At 44.8% G+C, this 16,372-nt stretch carries 16 protein-coding genes; 5 read left to right on the top strand and 11 right to left on the bottom strand.

What is annotated here, in order from left to right; all coding sequences use genetic code 11:
• Window positions 1-176: 176 nt before the first annotated feature.
• Window positions 177-1,481: an inosine/guanosine kinase gene (locus LMH68_RS02590; RefSeq protein WP_017060261.1), complete on the bottom strand. Its 1,305-nt coding sequence runs from the start codon at window positions 1,479-1,481 to the stop codon at window positions 177-179.
• A gap of 102 nt (window positions 1,482-1,583) precedes the next feature.
• Window positions 1,584-1,853, bottom strand: a complete 270-nt coding sequence (locus LMH68_RS02595; RefSeq protein WP_010439986.1) for a hypothetical protein — start codon at window positions 1,851-1,853, stop codon at window positions 1,584-1,586.
• A 204-nt stretch (window positions 1,854-2,057) separates the two neighbouring features.
• Here LMH68_RS02595 and mnmA point away from each other — a divergent pair, with 204 nt between their 5' ends.
• The 3 genes from mnmA to purB all read left to right on the top strand — a co-directional run bounded on the left by mnmA (window position 2,058) and on the right by purB (window position 5,369).
• Window positions 2,058-3,194, top strand: a complete 1,137-nt coding sequence (gene mnmA / locus LMH68_RS02600) for a tRNA 2-thiouridine(34) synthase MnmA (RefSeq protein WP_017060260.1) — start codon at window positions 2,058-2,060, stop codon at window positions 3,192-3,194.
• 43 nt (window positions 3,195-3,237) lie between these two features.
• Window positions 3,238-3,855: a high frequency lysogenization protein HflD gene (gene hflD, locus LMH68_RS02605; protein WP_017060259.1), complete on the top strand. Its 618-nt coding sequence runs from the start codon at window positions 3,238-3,240 to the stop codon at window positions 3,853-3,855.
• A 143-nt stretch (window positions 3,856-3,998) separates the two neighbouring features.
• Window positions 3,999-5,369 carry an adenylosuccinate lyase gene (gene purB, locus LMH68_RS02610; RefSeq protein WP_017065316.1) on the top strand — a complete coding sequence of 457 codons (1,371 nt, stop codon included), beginning with the start codon at window positions 3,999-4,001 and terminating at the stop codon, window positions 5,367-5,369.
• Between the two features lie 314 nt (window positions 5,370-5,683).
• Here purB and htpX read toward each other — a convergent pair whose 3' ends face one another.
• The gene (gene htpX / locus LMH68_RS02615) at window positions 5,684-6,547 is read right to left on the bottom strand and encodes a protease HtpX (RefSeq protein ID WP_029235495.1); all 864 of its coding nucleotides are present in this window, start codon (window positions 6,545-6,547) and stop codon (window positions 5,684-5,686) included.
• 277 nt (window positions 6,548-6,824) lie between these two features.
• Here htpX and LMH68_RS02620 point away from each other — a divergent pair, with 277 nt between their 5' ends.
• Complete coding sequence (locus LMH68_RS02620) at window positions 6,825-6,992, top strand: hypothetical protein (RefSeq protein WP_017060256.1); 168 nt, start codon at window positions 6,825-6,827, stop codon at window positions 6,990-6,992.
• A 114-nt stretch (window positions 6,993-7,106) separates the two neighbouring features.
• Here the strand turns inward: LMH68_RS02620 and bioD are convergent, their stop codons facing one another.
• Genes bioD through bioB form a run of 4 tightly spaced genes read right to left on the bottom strand, consistent with a single transcriptional unit; the run spans window position 7,107 to window position 10,841 of the window.
• A complete protein-coding gene (bioD, locus tag LMH68_RS02625; protein ID WP_229647177.1) occupies window positions 7,107-7,790 on the bottom strand; it encodes a dethiobiotin synthase in 684 nt (227 codons plus the stop codon).
• On the bottom strand, window positions 7,787-8,590 hold the full coding sequence (bioC, locus tag LMH68_RS02630) for a malonyl-ACP O-methyltransferase BioC (RefSeq protein ID WP_017060254.1): 804 nt from the start codon (window positions 8,588-8,590) through the stop codon (window positions 7,787-7,789). The genes bioD and bioC overlap by 4 nt, the downstream gene beginning before the upstream one ends.
• A complete protein-coding gene (bioF, locus tag LMH68_RS02635) occupies window positions 8,591-9,802 on the bottom strand; it encodes an 8-amino-7-oxononanoate synthase (RefSeq protein ID WP_017060253.1) in 1,212 nt (403 codons plus the stop codon).
• Complete coding sequence (bioB, locus tag LMH68_RS02640) at window positions 9,789-10,841, bottom strand: biotin synthase BioB (protein ID WP_016792500.1); 1,053 nt, start codon at window positions 10,839-10,841, stop codon at window positions 9,789-9,791. The genes bioF and bioB overlap by 14 nt, the downstream gene beginning before the upstream one ends.
• 159 nt (window positions 10,842-11,000) lie before the next feature.
• On the opposite strand from bioB, the gene bioA reads away from it, so the two are divergent.
• The gene (gene bioA / locus LMH68_RS02645; RefSeq protein WP_229647176.1) at window positions 11,001-12,278 is read left to right on the top strand and encodes an adenosylmethionine--8-amino-7-oxononanoate transaminase; all 1,278 of its coding nucleotides are present in this window, start codon (window positions 11,001-11,003) and stop codon (window positions 12,276-12,278) included.
• A 124-nt stretch (window positions 12,279-12,402) separates the two neighbouring features.
• On the opposite strand, the gene LMH68_RS02650 is transcribed toward bioA, so the two are convergent.
• The 4 genes from LMH68_RS02650 to lolA form a co-directional block, all read right to left on the bottom strand.
• The gene (locus LMH68_RS02650) at window positions 12,403-12,669 is read right to left on the bottom strand and encodes a DksA/TraR family C4-type zinc finger protein (protein ID WP_017060251.1); all 267 of its coding nucleotides are present in this window, start codon (window positions 12,667-12,669) and stop codon (window positions 12,403-12,405) included.
• Between the two features lie 221 nt (window positions 12,670-12,890).
• Entirely contained in the window at window positions 12,891-14,198 is a 1,308-nt protein-coding gene (gene serS, locus LMH68_RS02655; RefSeq protein ID WP_017060250.1) for a serine--tRNA ligase, read from the bottom strand.
• A gap of 142 nt (window positions 14,199-14,340) precedes the next feature.
• Entirely contained in the window at window positions 14,341-15,696 is a 1,356-nt protein-coding gene (locus LMH68_RS02660) for a replication-associated recombination protein A (protein ID WP_017060249.1), read from the bottom strand.
• A gap of 64 nt (window positions 15,697-15,760) precedes the next feature.
• Window positions 15,761-16,357: an outer membrane lipoprotein chaperone LolA gene (gene lolA, locus LMH68_RS02665; protein ID WP_229647175.1), complete on the bottom strand. Its 597-nt coding sequence runs from the start codon at window positions 16,355-16,357 to the stop codon at window positions 15,761-15,763.
• Window positions 16,358-16,372: the final 15 nt, after the last annotated feature.

The following is a 16,372-nucleotide window of genomic DNA, read 5'->3' on the forward strand; positions in this document are numbered from 1 at the left end:
GAGTAATCAATTACACGCTAAGCGATAGAATTAATATTTAAGTCGACCCAAGTATTATTTACGACTTCAATATATTCAGAAACAAAAAAGGCTCCTTTCGGAGCCTTTTTTATATTTGTACTATCAGTATTAGAAACCAACTGATACTGATAGTACTACTGATTAAAGAAAGTAACTTATCTTTCCCAGTACGCTTCTTCTAGGCTATCTTCTCTTTCAGGAAGGCCACGAGATAAACGTGGAGAGTGTTGAACCAACACTTCATAGCTAGCACGGTTAGAATATTTACAAACTTGTGAGAACGAAGAGTACGTCAAGAATGAATGTTGGTGTTTACTTGAGTTTGGCACGTTTTCTTTGTGGTACTTATTAGCAGCCATATCATGTAATAAAGCTGATAACGCAGCATCACCTGCACCATTGGTATTTTTGATCTTTTCTGGTCCACCCATGTATGGCGCAATGTGCGAATACACTTTAGTTGGGTTTTCACATAAATCTTTATGCGCAGGACGGCTAAATTCAAAACGGTTGAATTCCGCAATTGAACCTGGAAGTAAAGGCAGTGACGTTTCACGCTTAGCTGCATCTTCTGTATAACCAGCCATAAATAGGCCAACAGGTCCCGCAGTACATAGAACAAGGTCTACCCAGTCTAGCGCTTTATCTGATGCAGCCAGTGGATCGCTTTCACCCGTTAACGCTTCAGCTTCGTCTTCATTCATTGCAACAACCGTTACGTGTTGCTCAAGGAAATCTTTCCAGAATTCTGGATCATCTTGAATAACGAACTTAGTACCTAGTGTAAGAACGACTGGCACATCGTATTTCTTCGCGTATTCGATCGCTTTCATTGTTGCTTCAGGCATCGGGTCGCCTGGCTTACAGCGAACTAAATAAGCCGTTAAAACTAAAGCAGAAGCACTTTTGAAGATTTTTTCAGGAATGCTTTCTGGTTTTAATTGGTTCATTTGTCCTTCGCTAATTGCGAAAGTACGTTCACCGTCTTCTGTAATTAATGCAAAGCAGCGACCAATTGCGCCATCTACCCCTTGTAAATGGTTCAGATCCATTCTGCTTGATGTATTACATAAATAGCGATAACCGTAACTACCAATCTTAATATCTTGGCTCATTACACCTAACAGTGTAGAACGGTCATCCGCTAGCACTGAATAGTTGTGTAATGTGTTACCAATTGTGCCACCAGCGTATTCATTGGTAATCAGGCACTGCTCTTTTAATTCTTGATACAAAGATTCAGCGGCTGCGTCGCCAATAACCAGTGAATGTCCCTTGCTCAAACCATACTTCTCAATAAGTTCAGAACTCACCTTTGCTTCAATATCCACCAATGTTTGGTCAATACCGATAATATGAGTGCGTGACATTCTTTTACTGCTTTGAGCTTGGCTCACTAGAGGATCACGAGCGTGAACCGGAAAGTAGTGCTTTGATTTACGTTGTCCAGGGAATTTCATAGGGCTAGTCTAAGTCAAGGGGAAATAGGTGGCGGATTCTACCGCGCTATATTTAACGCGGCAATCTTTCAAACTATAGCAAACGTTTGCTGAAGGTTTTTTTTATTCGCCTTCCATAAAGCTTAAATCAGGCAGCATGCCCAAATGCTCTGCGTAACGTTTTTGATTAAACTCCGCGCCGTTTTTCATAACGTCAAATACTTCAATTGCCAGTGCACATGCCATAGCCGCAATTGCTTCTTCACGTGGAGTGCCTGTCATCATTAAACGCATCAACGTCTCTTTCACTTTCACTGGTTCGCCATCTTCAAGCTGGTTCTCGATGATCTCAATCAGCTCTTCTTCTTGCATAAATTCATTTTGTTCAGACATTTTTTTATCTCAGGTCTTGGATTTCGAGCGACTATGCCACATATACTTCTGACATCCTAGCGACTCACCTCGCTCTCATGCGATTCTCTAACAAAGTCAGCGCACTATTTGTGCAAATGAAACTGTGATTCCGGTCTCGGATCTGTCACGGCGTTTCTCTTTCTGTTAGAATCTGCGACCAAGTAATAGTAACGGTGTTTAGACATGTCAGATATCAGCTCTGGAAACAGCGAAAAGAAAGTAATTGTCGGTATGTCCGGCGGTGTAGATTCGTCAGTATCGGCGTATCTTCTTCAGCAACAAGGCTATCAGGTAGAAGGCCTTTTCATGAAAAACTGGGAAGAAGACGATAACGAAGAATACTGCACGGCAGCTGAAGATCTTGCTGATGCTCAAGCGGTATGTGACAAACTAGGTATCCACCTTCACACTATCAACTTTGCTGCAGAATACTGGGACAACGTATTCGAATACTTCCTTGAAGAGTACAAAGCAGGTCGTACACCTAACCCAGATATTCTTTGTAACAAAGAAATCAAATTTAAAGCATTCTTAGAGTTTGCGGATGAAGTGCTAGACGCAGACTACATTGCGATGGGTCACTACGTTCGTCGTACTTTCCCAACTCAAGAAGAGCTTGATGCTGGCGTAAAACCAGAAATGCTACGCGGTCTAGACAGCAACAAAGACCAAAGTTATTTCCTATACACGCTAAGCTCAGATCAAGTGGCACGCAGCCTATTCCCTGTCGGTGAATTAGAGAAGCCAGAAGTGCGACGTATTGCTGAAGAGCAAGACTTGATCACAGCTAAGAAGAAAGATTCAACAGGCATCTGCTTTATCGGTGAGCGCAAGTTCACTGAGTTCCTAGGCAAATACCTACCAGCACAACCGGGTAACATCGAAACACCTGAAGGCCAAGTGATTGGTCAACACCAAGGTTTGATGTACCACACGCTAGGTCAGCGTAAAGGCCTTCATATTGGCGGCACTAAAGGTGGTGGCGGTAACGAAGAACCATGGTTTGTTGGTGAAAAAGACCTTAAGCGTAATGTACTTATCGCAGTACAAGGTAAAGACCACCCTCTTCTGAAATCAGAAGGCTTGATCGCATCTCAACTTCATTGGGTAAATCGCACACCAATTACTGAAGTTATGACATGCACGGTAAAAACACGTTACCGTCAAACAGATATTCCTTGTACAATCATCCCAATTGATGATGAGAACATTAAGGTTATTTTTGATGAGCCACAAATCGCAGTGACCCCAGGTCAATCTGCAGTGTTCTACCAAGGCGAAGTATGTCTTGGTGGTGGTATCATCGAAAAGCGCATCTAATCAATCAAACGACAAACGATAGAAGACAACTAGGAGTTACTACGTGGCTAATACACTTTATGACCGTACTATTGCTTTCGCCGGAATTTGCCAAGCTGTGGCTTTGGTTCAACAAGTAGCGAAAGACGGCCATTGTGATAAAGATGCCTTTGAAGCTTCACTCAGTGCCATTTTAAATACCAACCCATCGAATACCGTGGGCGTATTTGGACGTGAAGCGAACCTAAAGCTTGGCCTTGAGTGCTTAGTAAAAGGTATCGATAGTACTCCAGCAGGTAGCGATATCACGCGTTACATCATCAGCTTGATGGCGCTTGAGCGTAAGCTGTCTTCTCGCAACGACTCTATGTCTCAGCTTGGTGACCGCATTCAAACTGCAGAGCGCCAAACTGAACACTTTGATCTGTTTGACGAGCAAATGATCAGCAACCTTGCAAGTATCTACCTTGATGTCGTCAGCCCTATCGGCCCTCGCATTCAGGTTTCTGGTACTCCGTCTGTACTTCAGCAGACATCGAGCCAACATAAGGTTCGCGCACTGCTTCTATCAGGGATTCGAAGCGCTGTGTTATGGCGTCAAGTTGGCGGTAAACGTCGCCACCTTATCTTCGGTCGTAAGAAGATGATCGAGCAGGCTCAAATCCTACTAGCTCGAATGTAGTTTATTAGCTCGCGCCTCGTCGCGAGCTTGTTTTTTGTATCAACACAACTCTCACGCAAACGATTGCGCAATGTGCGTGACAATTGAGATTGTTACTGGTATAAACCTCTCAAAATTTAGAAAACTCAATTCAGGAGAACACCATGGAACTGTCAGCATTGACTGCTGTTTCACCAGTAGACGGCCGTTACGGAAGTAAGACTATTGCATTACGCAGCATCTTTAGTGAGTTTGGACTACTAAAGTACCGCTCTATCGTTGAAATTCGTTGGTTACAAAAGCTTGCAGCAACTGATGCAATCAAAGAAGTACCAGCGTTCAGTGCAGAAGCTAACCAGTTTCTTGATGAACTAGCCGCTAACTTCAGCGAAGAAGATGCTCTACGTATCAAAGAGATCGAGCGCACGACTAACCACGACGTTAAAGCGGTTGAGTACTTCTTGAAAGAGAAAGTTGCTGGCGTTCCTGAACTTCACGCTGTAAACGAATTTATTCACTTTGCATGTACTTCTGAAGACATCAACAACACCTCTCACGCGCTTATGCTTAAAGAAGCTCGTGACACAGTGATTCTTCCAGAAATCCGTAACGTAATTGATGCTATCAAAGCACTTGCGAACGAGTACCGTGATATTCCATTACTGTCTCGTACACACGGTCAGCCAGCTTCTCCTTCTACTATGGGTAAAGAGATGGCTAACGTTGCGTACCGTATGGAACGTCAATACAAGCAAATCGAAAACGTTGAGATCCTAGCGAAAATCAACGGTGCTGTAGGTAACTACAACGCACACCTTTCTGCATACCCAGAAGTTGAATGGCACCAGTTTAGCGAAGAGTTCATCACTGAATCTCTTGGCGTAACTTGGAACCCGTACACAACTCAAATCGAACCTCACGATTACATCGCTGAGCTATTCGATGCAATTGCTCGTTTCAACACTATCCTTCTAGACTTCGACCGTGACGTTTGGGGCTACATCGCTCTTGGTCACTTCAAGCAGAAGACTATTGCTGGCGAAATCGGTTCTTCGACAATGCCGCATAAAGTTAACCCAATTGACTTCGAAAACTCTGAAGGCAACCTTGGTCTAGCGAACGCAGTATTCAGCCACCTTGCACAAAAACTTCCAGTTTCTCGCTGGCAGCGTGACCTTACTGACTCTACGGTTCTTCGTAACCTAGGTGTGGGTGTTGGCTACGCAATCATTGCATACACTTCGACTCTGAAAGGTATTAGCAAGCTTGAAGTTAACCGCGCTGCGCTACTTGCTGAACTAGACAAGAACTGGGAAGTATTGGCTGAACCAGTACAAACAGTAATGCGTCGTTACGGCATCGAAAAACCATACGAGAAGCTAAAAGAGCTAACTCGTGGTAAACGTGTAGATGGCGAAGGCATGCGTGCATTCATCGATGGTCTAGAGATTCCTGCAGACGAGAAAGTTCGTCTGAAAGAGATGACTCCAGCGAACTACATCGGCCAAGCAATCGAGCTAACTGACAAACTGTAAGGTTCGAATTTCGAATCACAGAATAGACTAAGGCTTCCCATGTGGAAGCCTTTTTGTTGAGCGGAACAAAGTGTATTGAGCACAAGAGACGTCAGCAAAATAATACAAAGCAACCCAGTATCATTACCCTACTCATCTCAATCCGTGCGATATCAACCAATCAATATCGTAATGCTTCATCACCAGTAACCCTCTATCGCCAGACACCTATTCCTCGAATACTTACTGTCTTAGATGCCAAGATCAAAAAAGACCTCCCGAAGGAAGCCTTTCAAATGTATCTTGTCGATTAGCGACTGAAGAATACGTAGCGATTACATGTTACGTAGAGAAGCAATACGCTTGTCTAGCGGCGGGTGGCTCATTAGAAGCTCTGTTAGAGACTTCTTACCGTTGATACCAAATGCCATCATAGAACCTTCTAGTTGTGGCTCATGGCTCACCTTTAGGCGCTCTAGCGCTGCAATCATCTTCTCTTTACCTACTAGGTTCGCTGCACCTGCATCGGCATGGAATTCACGATGACGGCTGTACCACATCGTAATGAAGCTTGCTAAGAAACCAAATACCAATTCCAACACCATAGACACACCGAAGTACACCATCATGTTGCTGCCACCCTCTTCTTCGTTGTCATTCGACGCAACAATGTTGGCGATGAAACGAGATAGGAAGATAACGAACGTGTTCACTACACCTTGCATTAACGTCATGGTCACCATATCACCGTTCGCGATGTGGCTCACTTCATGCGCTAATACTGCTTCAGCTTCATCACGCGTCATGTTGTGCAGCAGGCCTGTTGATACTGCTACCAATGAATCGTCACGCTTAGCACCTGTCGCGAATGCGTTGATGTCTGGCGAGTCGTAGATCGCCACTGTTGGCATACCAATACCAACTTGTTGAGATTGACGGCTTACCGTCTCCATCAACCAATGTTCTGTTTCGTTACGTGGGCTTTCAATGACCATGCCGCCTACCGAGCGTAGCGCCATTTTCTTCGACATCATTAATGAAATGAATGAGCCGCCAAAACCAAATACCGCAGCCATCACCAATAAACCTGAGAGGCTACCGGGTTGCATACCTGTAACTGCGTATACAACATTAAGAACAACACTTAGTACCAATACAACCGCTAGGTTAGTTGCAAGGAACAACATTACTCGCTTCATTACTTATCTCCGCATGAAAGCTGTTTTTATAAAACTTATTGTTATAGACAAGGCATACAGCAATAGATTCCAACCTTGAAGACTTATACTTACTTATACATATAGTCTTAGATTAAGAAAACAAGGTTAAGCATTAAATTGCAACATTTGATTACGAGACCGTATCCGAATTAAATCCACTCTATTAGACCTAAGTCGTATGGTGTCGATATAACAATCCGTTTACAGTGACTTCAGATGATTTATTGGCTAGTCCATGTACAAAAAGGAAAGGATCATGGTTGAAGGTACTAACACTCAAATGGCTATCGATTTACTGTGCTGTCACCTAGGGATTACTGAAGAAGAAGCGAAAAAGCAGGTTGGAATCCTAACACCGCAAACGGCACAGACAAAAATCACAGAAACTCAGCAAGCTTTAATGGGACTGACTAAAGAACATTAGTTCTAAGCTTGTTTATTAAAAGACCGGTTGTTTATCAACTCAAGGTCTAAAGGCTTAAAATAGCAAAAGGGCTGCAATCGCAGCCCTTTTCTTATTTAGTACATAACGTGGTAATTAAAGCGCAAGCAAAGGCTGCACATCAATGTACTTACCAATGTTTTTAGACTTCGCTTTTGGGACGTAAGGGATTTCACCTAACTTAGGTGCACCTAACTTATCTTCAAGCATCGCAATAATATCTGCGTAGTGCTCAGTACCTGGATTGATACGGTTTGCGACCCAACCTACTAGGTTTAGGCCATCAGCACGAATCGCTTCTGCCGTTAATAGAGCGTGGCTCAAACAACCAAGTTTAATACCCACAGTCAGTACCACTGGCAGTTGCTCTTTTTTAACCCAGCTAGAAAGATATTCATCGTCTGAAACCGGGACTCGCCAACCACCAGCACCTTCAACTAACACGATGTCAGAGTTTTTCTTATGCTCTTCTAGCTTCGCTGATAATACCGCCTCATCAATTACAACACCATCATGCTTAGCAGCGATGTGAGGCGATGATGGTAGCAACAACGCGTATGGATTGACGTCTTCGTAAGCAATATCTTGCGTCGCCGCTTCTTGAAGATGCAGTGCATCACTATTACGTAGTCCTTCAGGGGATTTTTCACTCCCTGCAGCAACTGGCTTGTAACCAATTGTTGATAAATCTTGTGCGGCCAAAGCTTGAAGAATCGCTTTTGAAACCACAGTTTTTCCCACTTCGGTATCCGTACCTGCAATGAATAATACATCAATCATAATTGAATAACCCCTAAACAAACTTGATATGTTGCTGGTAAGAAACCTTGATGGTTCTTAAACTCTCGATATTCCCGATCAACAAGCTGCAACATGCGACGACTTGTTAAACCTTGTGAGCGACCACTTACGTGATTAGCGCCGATACCTTTAAGGTCGCGCATCAGTTCAAACGCAGTGTCGTACCAAACGGTGATGGTGGGCAAGTCTAGTTGATGAACGGTACAGCTAGATTGCGCTAACGCAATTTTTACCTTATTGATTGTAATAAAATGGTTAACGTGTTGATGTGCGTCAATTTTGGACCACGACTTTTTCAGTTCAAACAGCGACCCATCAAGCAAAGTTGAGAAAATAACACGCCCACCAGCCGCTGTAACACGCTTCATCTCTCTCAAAGGCGACGACAAATCGTCACACCATTGCAACGCAAGGCTAGAGAAAACGATGTCAAAGCACCCATCTTCAAACGGCAATTGTTCGGCATCGGCTTGTTGATATAAAGATACAGATGCACCACACCGCTTCTCTGCTGTTGCTAGCATTCCAACAGAAAGATCAGCGCAAACCACTTCGGCGCCTCGTTTTACAAGTTGCTCGGAGAAATAGCCAGTACCACAACCTAGATCCAGCACCTTAAAGCCTGACAGATCGCTGGGTAATTTATCCAGTAATCGGTGGCCAACATCGCGTTGAAATTCAGCGTGTTTGTCATAGGTTGTTGCCGCTTTACCAAAGGCTTCGGCAATCGCACTCTTATCTTGGCCAACGTAATTATGCACTACTGCTTCTTGTGACATTTACTGAGCCTCTTTATTTGATTCAAAGCTTGGATGGATACCCGGTTCAGTGCTTAAGTCGATGTTTCGTTCAATGGCTTGATGCAACGACCTGGTTAACTGGAGAATCTGTTTTGGGCTATGGTTAGCTGTTAACGTGATTCGTAATCGAGCAGTTCCAGCAGGTATGGCTGGCGGCCTTATTGCGGTCACCCAAACTTGGTTTTGCTTTAACTCTTCAGCTATTGATAATGCCGCTTGTGCTTCACCTATCACAAATGGCTTAATCGGAGTCTGAGTATCCACAAAGCCTTTCAAGCCGCTCACCTGCTCTGCATAGAGAGACCCTAACTCAGTCAGCTTTTCTCGGCGCCACTCTTGAGTTTGAGTCATCTTACAGGCATGAGATAAAGCCACCGCTTGTGAAGGTGGCATCGCCGTCGAGTACACATGATGACGAGCAAACTGAGTTAAGTAATCACCCACTTCTGACGAACAAAGAATCGCAGCACCAGAAACGCCAAATGCTTTGCCAAAGGTCACCACCAAAATATCGGGGGAGATTTGTGCTGCACTGCAACTCCCAGCTCCTTTATCACCTAATACGCCGATACCGTGGGCATCATCAACCGCCAACCAACTGTCGTATTGATGAGTCAGGTTAGATATCTGGCTGAGAGGCGCTTGATCGCCGTCCATGCTGAATACGCCCTCAGTGACGACCAAGGATTGTAGAGATCGGCTTAATAGAGACTCTAGATGCTGCGTGTCGTTGTGTTTAAAGCGTTTCATGGTTGCATGAGAAAGCATCCCCGCTTCCATCAAAGAGGCGTGATTAAGCTTGTCTTGCAGCAGAGAGTCGTCTTTTTCGAGCAGAGAAAACAACAAGGCTTGGTTCGCACTGAAACCAGAACTAAAGAGAATCGCACGTTCAAAGCCCAACCATTCACACAGCTGAGCTTCTAAATTTCTATGAGCAGGACTAAAACCCGTGACCAATGGCGATGCCGCACTGCCAGCACCATAAAGGGAAAGCCCAGCTTGCCACGCCTCCACCAATTCAGGGTCGTTCGCCAAGCCTAGGTAATCATTACTCGAAAAATTAATAAAGCGAGAACCTTCGCAATTAAGCAAAGGACCATTACTGTTTTCGAGCACTTTAAGTTGACGAGTTAGCCCCTGCTCACGGCGTTGAACAAGGGCATCTTTGATACGGGATTTAAACAGTGGCATCGTAGAACATGTCATCTTTCGTTGGACGAGCAGCAACGCGCTCCACTACTTGATCTAACAGTTCGTTTTCTTGAATTTCATCAGGCTTCTGAGCCACTTGTTGGCTGTTGATGCCTAACTTCTTAAACAGCTGCATGTCCGTGTCTTCATCTGGGTTTGGCGTAGTCAGTAGCTTACAACCGTAGAAGATAGAGTTCGCGCCAGCCATGAAGCACATCGCCTGCATCTGTTCATTCATATTCTCGCGACCTGCAGATAGACGAACCGCTGACATTGGCATCATGATACGAGCAATCGCAATCAACTTAATGAAGTCAAAAGATTCAACATCATCGACGTTTTCCATCGGTGTGCCTTTCACTTTCACGAGCATGTTGATTGGCACACTCTCAGGGTGTACCGGAAGGTTCGCTAGCTCTACCAGCAGGCCTGCACGGTCATTGGTACTTTCGCCCATACCAATAATGCCACCAGAACAGATCTTCATACCGGCATCACGTACGTGAGATAGCGTATCTAAACGATCTTGGTAAGTACGAGTGGTGATGATGCTGCCGTAAAACTCGGGAGACGTATCAAGGTTATGGTTGTAGTAATCCAAGCCTGCATCCGCTAACTCGCCAGCTTGATCAGGGGTTAACATGCCTAGTGTCATACAGGTTTCTAGACCCATACCTTTCACACCTTTGATCATATCAGTCAAGTGAGGCATATCGCGTTCTTTCGGGTTTTTCCACGCCGCGCCCATACAGAAACGAGTCGAGCCCGCGTTCTTGGCTTTTTGCGCCGCATCCAAAACACGCTCTACTTCCATTAGGCGTTCTTTGTCGACATCCGTTCGGTAGTGAGCACTTTGAGGACAATACTTACAGTCTTCAGGACAAGCACCAGTCTTAATCGATAGAAGCGTACTCACCTGCACGTGGTTGTGCTCTTGGTACTGTCTATGAACCACTTGAGCTTCAAACATTAAATCCATAAACGGTTTTTCAAGCAGTGCTGTTACTTCAGCAACTGTCCAGTCATGACGAACTTCCACGTGTCGATCCTTTTTTATTATTTGATGTTTCATCTCTATCAATAGAGATTGCATTTATGCTTGGCTAGTCTACCGACAAGCTTTAGACTGTCAACACATTGATAATATCAAAAGTTTACATCTGGTTATTTTTTAATCACACCAAGAATGGAAGTTACTATGGATCTCGCCTTTGATCGCCAGCATATCTGGCATCCCTACACATCAACGTTAACACCTCTGACCTGCTACCCAGTCACCAACGCAGACGGTGTTTACCTAGAATTAGAAGGCGGAAAACGAATTATTGATGGTATGTCATCTTGGTGGTCAACCATCCACGGCTACAATCATCCAGAGCTAAACGCTGCAGCTCATAGTCAAATCGATAAGGTTTCACACGTTATGTTTGGTGGCATCACCCACCAGCCCGCTATCGATCTATGTAAGAAGCTTTTGAATCTCGCGCCAAGTAATCTTGAGCATGTATTTTTGGCCGATTCAGGTTCAGTTGCCGTAGAGGTTAGCCTCAAGATGGCATTGCAATATTGGCACGCTAAAGGACAACCTCGTTCAAAGTTCCTCACACTAAGAGGTGGCTACCACGGTGATACCTTTGCGGCGATGTCAGTGACCGACCCTGACAATTCGATGCACAGCCTCTACAAAGGCTTTTTGCCGGAACATATTTTCGCTGATTCGCCAAAAACAGGCTTTTGGGATGAGTGGAACTCAAGTGACATCGATAGTTTTCGAGAAAAGCTGGCAGCACACCATCAAGAAGTCGCAGCGGTGATCTTAGAGCCTATCGTTCAAGGGGCTGGCGGCATGCGCATCTACCACCCTGAGTTCCTAAAACAAGTTCGCTTGCTGTGTGATGAATTCAACGTATTGCTGATCTTGGATGAGATTGCGACCGGATTTGGCCGCACAGGGGAACTGTTCGCTTGTGAGCATGCCGATGTTCAACCGGACATATTATGCGTAGGCAAAGCTTTAACTGGTGGCTATATGACATTGTCAGCGACGCTTGCGAGTAAGGAAGTTGCTGACACGGTATGTGGCGGTGAAGCAGGCTGCTTTATGCATGGGCCAACCTTTATGGGCAACCCATTGGCTTGCGCAGTCGGTGCGGCAAGTTTATCCATCATCGAGCAAGGCCATTGGAAAAATCAGACTCAACAGATTGAACAGCTCTTTTCTGAGTTGTTACCACCGTTGCGAGAACATGAACTGGTTAAAGACGTGCGTTGGTTAGGCGCTATTGGCGTCGTTGAAACTCACACACCCGTCGATATGGAAGCCATTCAAGCTCACTTTGTAGAGCAAGGCGTTTGGATCCGTCCGTTTGGTAAGCTAATTTATATGATGCCTCCGTTTATTATCAAACCACAACATATTGAGCAATTGGTCGCTGCTATCGACACTGCATTACAAAATACTCATTGCTTTAAATAAGGCGTTTATTGCTCTAAACAAGAGCGACGATTATTTCTATATATCTTCATTAATAAATCATTTAATTAAACTAAAAGGCCTTACATAAAAGTAAGGCCTTAACTGCTTGAAGGTAACCGTCAGTTTAACGTAATTGGCTATCTTTACTTGCTCGACGGTTAAACAATGAATGTCGATGTGCGTCATGCTCTAATATTGACTGACATTCTATACACAAACGAACGCCTTTGATCGCGCGTCGTCTTTGTTCCGGAATCTCATCACCACACTCATCACAATAACGCAAACCCTCACCACCTCGAAGGTTTCCTCTTACACGAGAGATCTCATCATCAATGGTATTTTGTATTTGCTGGCTGACACTATCGTCACCAGCCCATCCTACGGCCATAAGCCCTCCTCAGTATTTGAACGAGAAAATCTATACCTACCGCGGTAAGAGCATATTATAGCCACATTTAAGGATTGTAATAATTATCAAAATCAATAAAACACTATTACACATAGGTAACAAAAATTATTTATTTCTCGCCACTGCACTATTCTATAGGCAATAAAAAACCCAGCCTGTTGGCTGGGTTTTATAAGTAACCTAATGCTTAATCAATCTAATTAACCGATGTGCGTTACGCCGCCCATGTATGGTTGAAGTACTTCTGGGATAGCAATACGGCCATCTGCTTCTTGGTTGTTCTCAAGGATAGCAACCATAGTACGACCAACAGCAAGACCAGAACCGTTTAGTGTGTGTACAAGTTCAGGTTTTTTCTCGCCTTTACGACGGAAACGAGCTTGCATACGACGCGCTTGGAAATCCCACATGTTTGAACAAGAAGAAATCTCACGGTAAGTCTCTTGTGCTGGAACCCATACTTCTAAGTCGTAAGTTTTCGCAGAACCGAAGCCCATGTCACCTGTACATAGAATCACTTTACGGTAAGGAAGCTCTAGAAGTTGAAGTACTTTCTCAGCGTGGCCAGTTAGCTCTTCAAGCGCTGCCATTGAGTCTTCTGGCTTAGTGATTTGTACTAATTCAACTTTATCGAATTGGTGCATACGGATAAGACCACGAGTGTCACGACCGTAAGAACCCGCTTCAGAACGGAAACACGGCGTGTGAGCTGTCATCTTAAGTGGCAGTTCAGCTTCATCAGTGATCGTGTCACGAACCATGTTCGTTACCGGTACTTCCGCAGTAGGGATAAGCGATAGAGTCTTAAGAGGTACGTCACTTACTTGCTCAGTTAGCGGGCTTGTGTGGAACAAGTCTTCGCCGAACTTAGGAAGTTGACCAGTACCGTAAAGGCTATCGTGGTTCACTAGATAGGGTACGTACATTTCTGTGTAGCCGTGCTCATCAGTGTGAAGGTCCAGCATGAACTGAGCAATAGCACGGTGTAGACGTGCAAATTTGCCTTTCATCACGATGAAACGAGAACCCGAGATTTTAACTGCGCTAGCAAAATCAAGACCGCCAGACATTTCGCCAAGATCGACGTGATCTTTCACTTCAAAGTCGTAAGTCTTAGGTTGACCCCAACGAGAAACTTCTACGTTATCGTCTTCATCTTTACCATCTGGCACTTCTGCATCAGGTAGGTTAGGAATAGACATTGTGATCGTTTCTAGCTCAGATTGAAGATCAGCCAATGCTACTTTAGCTTGGTCTAGTTCTGCGCCTAAGTTGCCTACTTCTGCAAGGATACGCTCAGCTTCTTCATGGTCGCCTTTTGCTTTCGCTTGACCAATGGACTTCGATCGAGAGTTACGTAACGCTTGTAGCTCTTCAGTTTTCATCTGAAGGGACTTACGTTTTTCTTCAAGTTCACGAATTGTCTCTACATCAAGGGTGAAGCCTCGACGTGCTAATTTTGCCGCTGTTTCATCCAGCTCAGCTCGAAGTAATTTAGAATCCAGCATTGCTAATCCTATGCTTTAGTTATTTGAATATTCAGTAGCTTGCTACTGAATCACTGCTAAACCCCTAAAACTGGTGTTATTTCGACCAATTTATAACGATTTAATTGAAATTTTATGACTAGGTAACGATATCCAAAAAAGACTACTTTTCATAGCGTTTTTGTGGGCTTTTTGCGTCCAAATCCGCCAGATAATCTAGCTTCTCGCCAATTTTGGTCTCTAAGCCTCGTTTTGTTGGGAAATAGTATTGCTTCTCTCCCATTTCAGGAGGCAGATACTTTTCACCAGCGGCGTAGGCTCCTGGTTCGTCATGAGCATAACGGTATTCTTGCCCGTAGCCCATGTCCTTCATCAAAGTTGTCGGTGCATTTCGCAAATGATGCGGCACTTCATATTCAGGAAGATTGTGAGCATCTGTTAACGCTTGCTTCCACGCGGTGTAAACGGCGTTACTCTTTGGTGCACATGCGAGATAAACAACCGCCTGCGCAATCGCACGCTCCCCTTCAGCAGGGCCAATGCGCGTGAAGCAATCCCAAGCCGACATCGCTACCTGCATGGCGCGAGGATCAGCGTTACCGATATCTTCAGAAGCAATCGCCAGCAAGCGTCTAACGATATACAAAGGATCACAACCCGCAGCAATCATTCGTGCTGACCAGTACAAGGCCGCATCAGGGTTTGAGCCACGAATTGACTTATGAACCGCGGAGATTAGGTCGTACCAAATATCACCCTTGTTATCGAAACGAGCGACTTTCTCACCAGCCACTTCAGCCAACAACTGCAAGGTTATCGCTTTCTCGCCTTTATCGTTGTCTTCTGCCATGTCATACAGCAGTTCAAGGTAGTTAAGCGACATACGCGCGTCGCCGTTAACCAGTTCTGCAAGGCGATCTAAAACATTATCAGCAAAATCAACAGGCACATCACCTAACCCACGTTGCTTATCTTCAATCGCTTGGCGAATGACAAGAGAAATATCATCTGTGTTCAGGGACGTCAGTTTGTAGACACGCGCACGTGACAACAAAGCGTTGTTCAGTTCAAAAGATGGGTTTTCTGTCGTCGCACCAATAAAGGTCACGGTGCCATCTTCGATATGAGGCAGAAAAGCATCTTGCTGACTTTTGTTAAAGCGATGGACTTCGTCCACAAACAGGATGGTTCTGCGCCCTGCTTGCTTGTTCTCGCGCGCTTTTTCAATTGCAATACGAATGTCTTTTACGCCCGAGGTTACCGCCGATACGCGTTCCACTTCAGCATTCGCATAGTTTGCTGCAACTTCGGCTAACGTCGTTTTACCGGTGCCCGGAGGCCCCCACAAAATCATCGAGTGGATATGGCCCGCTTCCAACGCTCTGCGAAGTGGTTTACCTGGGCCTAATATATGCTGCTGACCGATGTACTGTTCGACAGTTTCCGGTCTCATACGAGCAGCAAGGGGACGAAAATCTTCGTCCCCCGCAAAATCTAAGCTGTAATTACTCAATTGCAATCTCTTGATTCGTTGATGGCATTAATGCCTATCGACGTACTACCAAACGATCTGCTTGTTTAGATCAGTTTCTTTGGTCGTCGACCTCGACACCTTCCGGTGCCACAAAAGTAAAGCGGTCTGCTGCAGGTTTACCCAAATCAACATTGCTAAAGGTAAACTCACCTTTTTGACCGTCTTGTTCAATCACATTAAAGCCCTGAACAATGCCCTTTTCGGTGATATTAATCTGGAAGTCGCCCTGATTAGAATCGACAGCAGTTGGCGTTAGCGTGAATTGGTTACCCGTTTGCGCCACATTATAGTTATCCCAATCACTTTCTTGGTTACGTGTAAGCAGGACAAAAGGTGTCTGTGATGTCGCTTGCTCTTGCCAATAAATGCTCACTTGCTCAATGAACGGGCTGTAGTACCACAAGCTTTGGCCATCAGATACCAACAAGTTTTCATCAGGGAACGTGGTCTCCCAGCGGAACAGGCTTGGGCGTGCAATCTCTACCGTGCCCTCACCTTCCATAACAACATCACCATCAGGGCTGGTCACGACTTGTTTAAAGTCAGCGCTGAAGCCTGCGTTTAATGCCAAGCGGCTACTCAACACTTCTTTCGGAGAAGCAAACACTGAGAAGCTCATAAATAAAAGTGCGAATACTTTTTTCATCAATAATCCTGTTAG

Origin of the sequence: Vibrio sp. F13 (genome assembly GCF_020806305.2) — a bacterium.
Classification (GTDB): domain Bacteria; phylum Pseudomonadota; class Gammaproteobacteria; order Enterobacterales; family Vibrionaceae; genus Vibrio; species Vibrio crassostreae_C.

Bases quoted from the DNA above. Each gene is read 5' to 3' on its own strand.
- LMH68_RS02590 (WP_017060261.1), bottom strand. From the start codon at position 1,481: ATGAAATTCCCTGGACAACGTAAATCAAAGCACTACTTTCCGGTTCAC.
- LMH68_RS02595 (WP_010439986.1), bottom strand. From the start codon at position 1,853: ATGTCTGAACAAAATGAATTTATGCAAGAAGAAGAGCTGATTGAGATC.
- mnmA (WP_017060260.1), top strand. From the start codon at position 2,058: ATGTCAGATATCAGCTCTGGAAACAGCGAAAAGAAAGTAATTGTCGGT.
- purB (WP_017065316.1), top strand. From the start codon at position 3,999: ATGGAACTGTCAGCATTGACTGCTGTTTCACCAGTAGACGGCCGTTAC.
- htpX (WP_029235495.1), bottom strand. From the start codon at position 6,547: ATGAAGCGAGTAATGTTGTTCCTTGCAACTAACCTAGCGGTTGTATTG.
- LMH68_RS02620 (WP_017060256.1), top strand. From the start codon at position 6,825: ATGGTTGAAGGTACTAACACTCAAATGGCTATCGATTTACTGTGCTGT.
- bioD (WP_229647177.1), bottom strand. From the start codon at position 7,790: ATGATTGATGTATTATTCATTGCAGGTACGGATACCGAAGTGGGAAAA.
- bioC (WP_017060254.1), bottom strand. From the start codon at position 8,590: ATGTCACAAGAAGCAGTAGTGCATAATTACGTTGGCCAAGATAAGAGT.
- bioF (WP_017060253.1), bottom strand. From the start codon at position 9,802: ATGCCACTGTTTAAATCCCGTATCAAAGATGCCCTTGTTCAACGCCGT.
- bioA (WP_229647176.1), top strand. From the start codon at position 11,001: ATGGATCTCGCCTTTGATCGCCAGCATATCTGGCATCCCTACACATCA.
- LMH68_RS02650 (WP_017060251.1), bottom strand. From the start codon at position 12,669: ATGGCCGTAGGATGGGCTGGTGACGATAGTGTCAGCCAGCAAATACAA.
- serS (WP_017060250.1), bottom strand. From the start codon at position 14,198: ATGCTGGATTCTAAATTACTTCGAGCTGAGCTGGATGAAACAGCGGCA.
- lolA (WP_229647175.1), bottom strand. From the start codon at position 16,357: ATGAAAAAAGTATTCGCACTTTTATTTATGAGCTTCTCAGTGTTTGCT.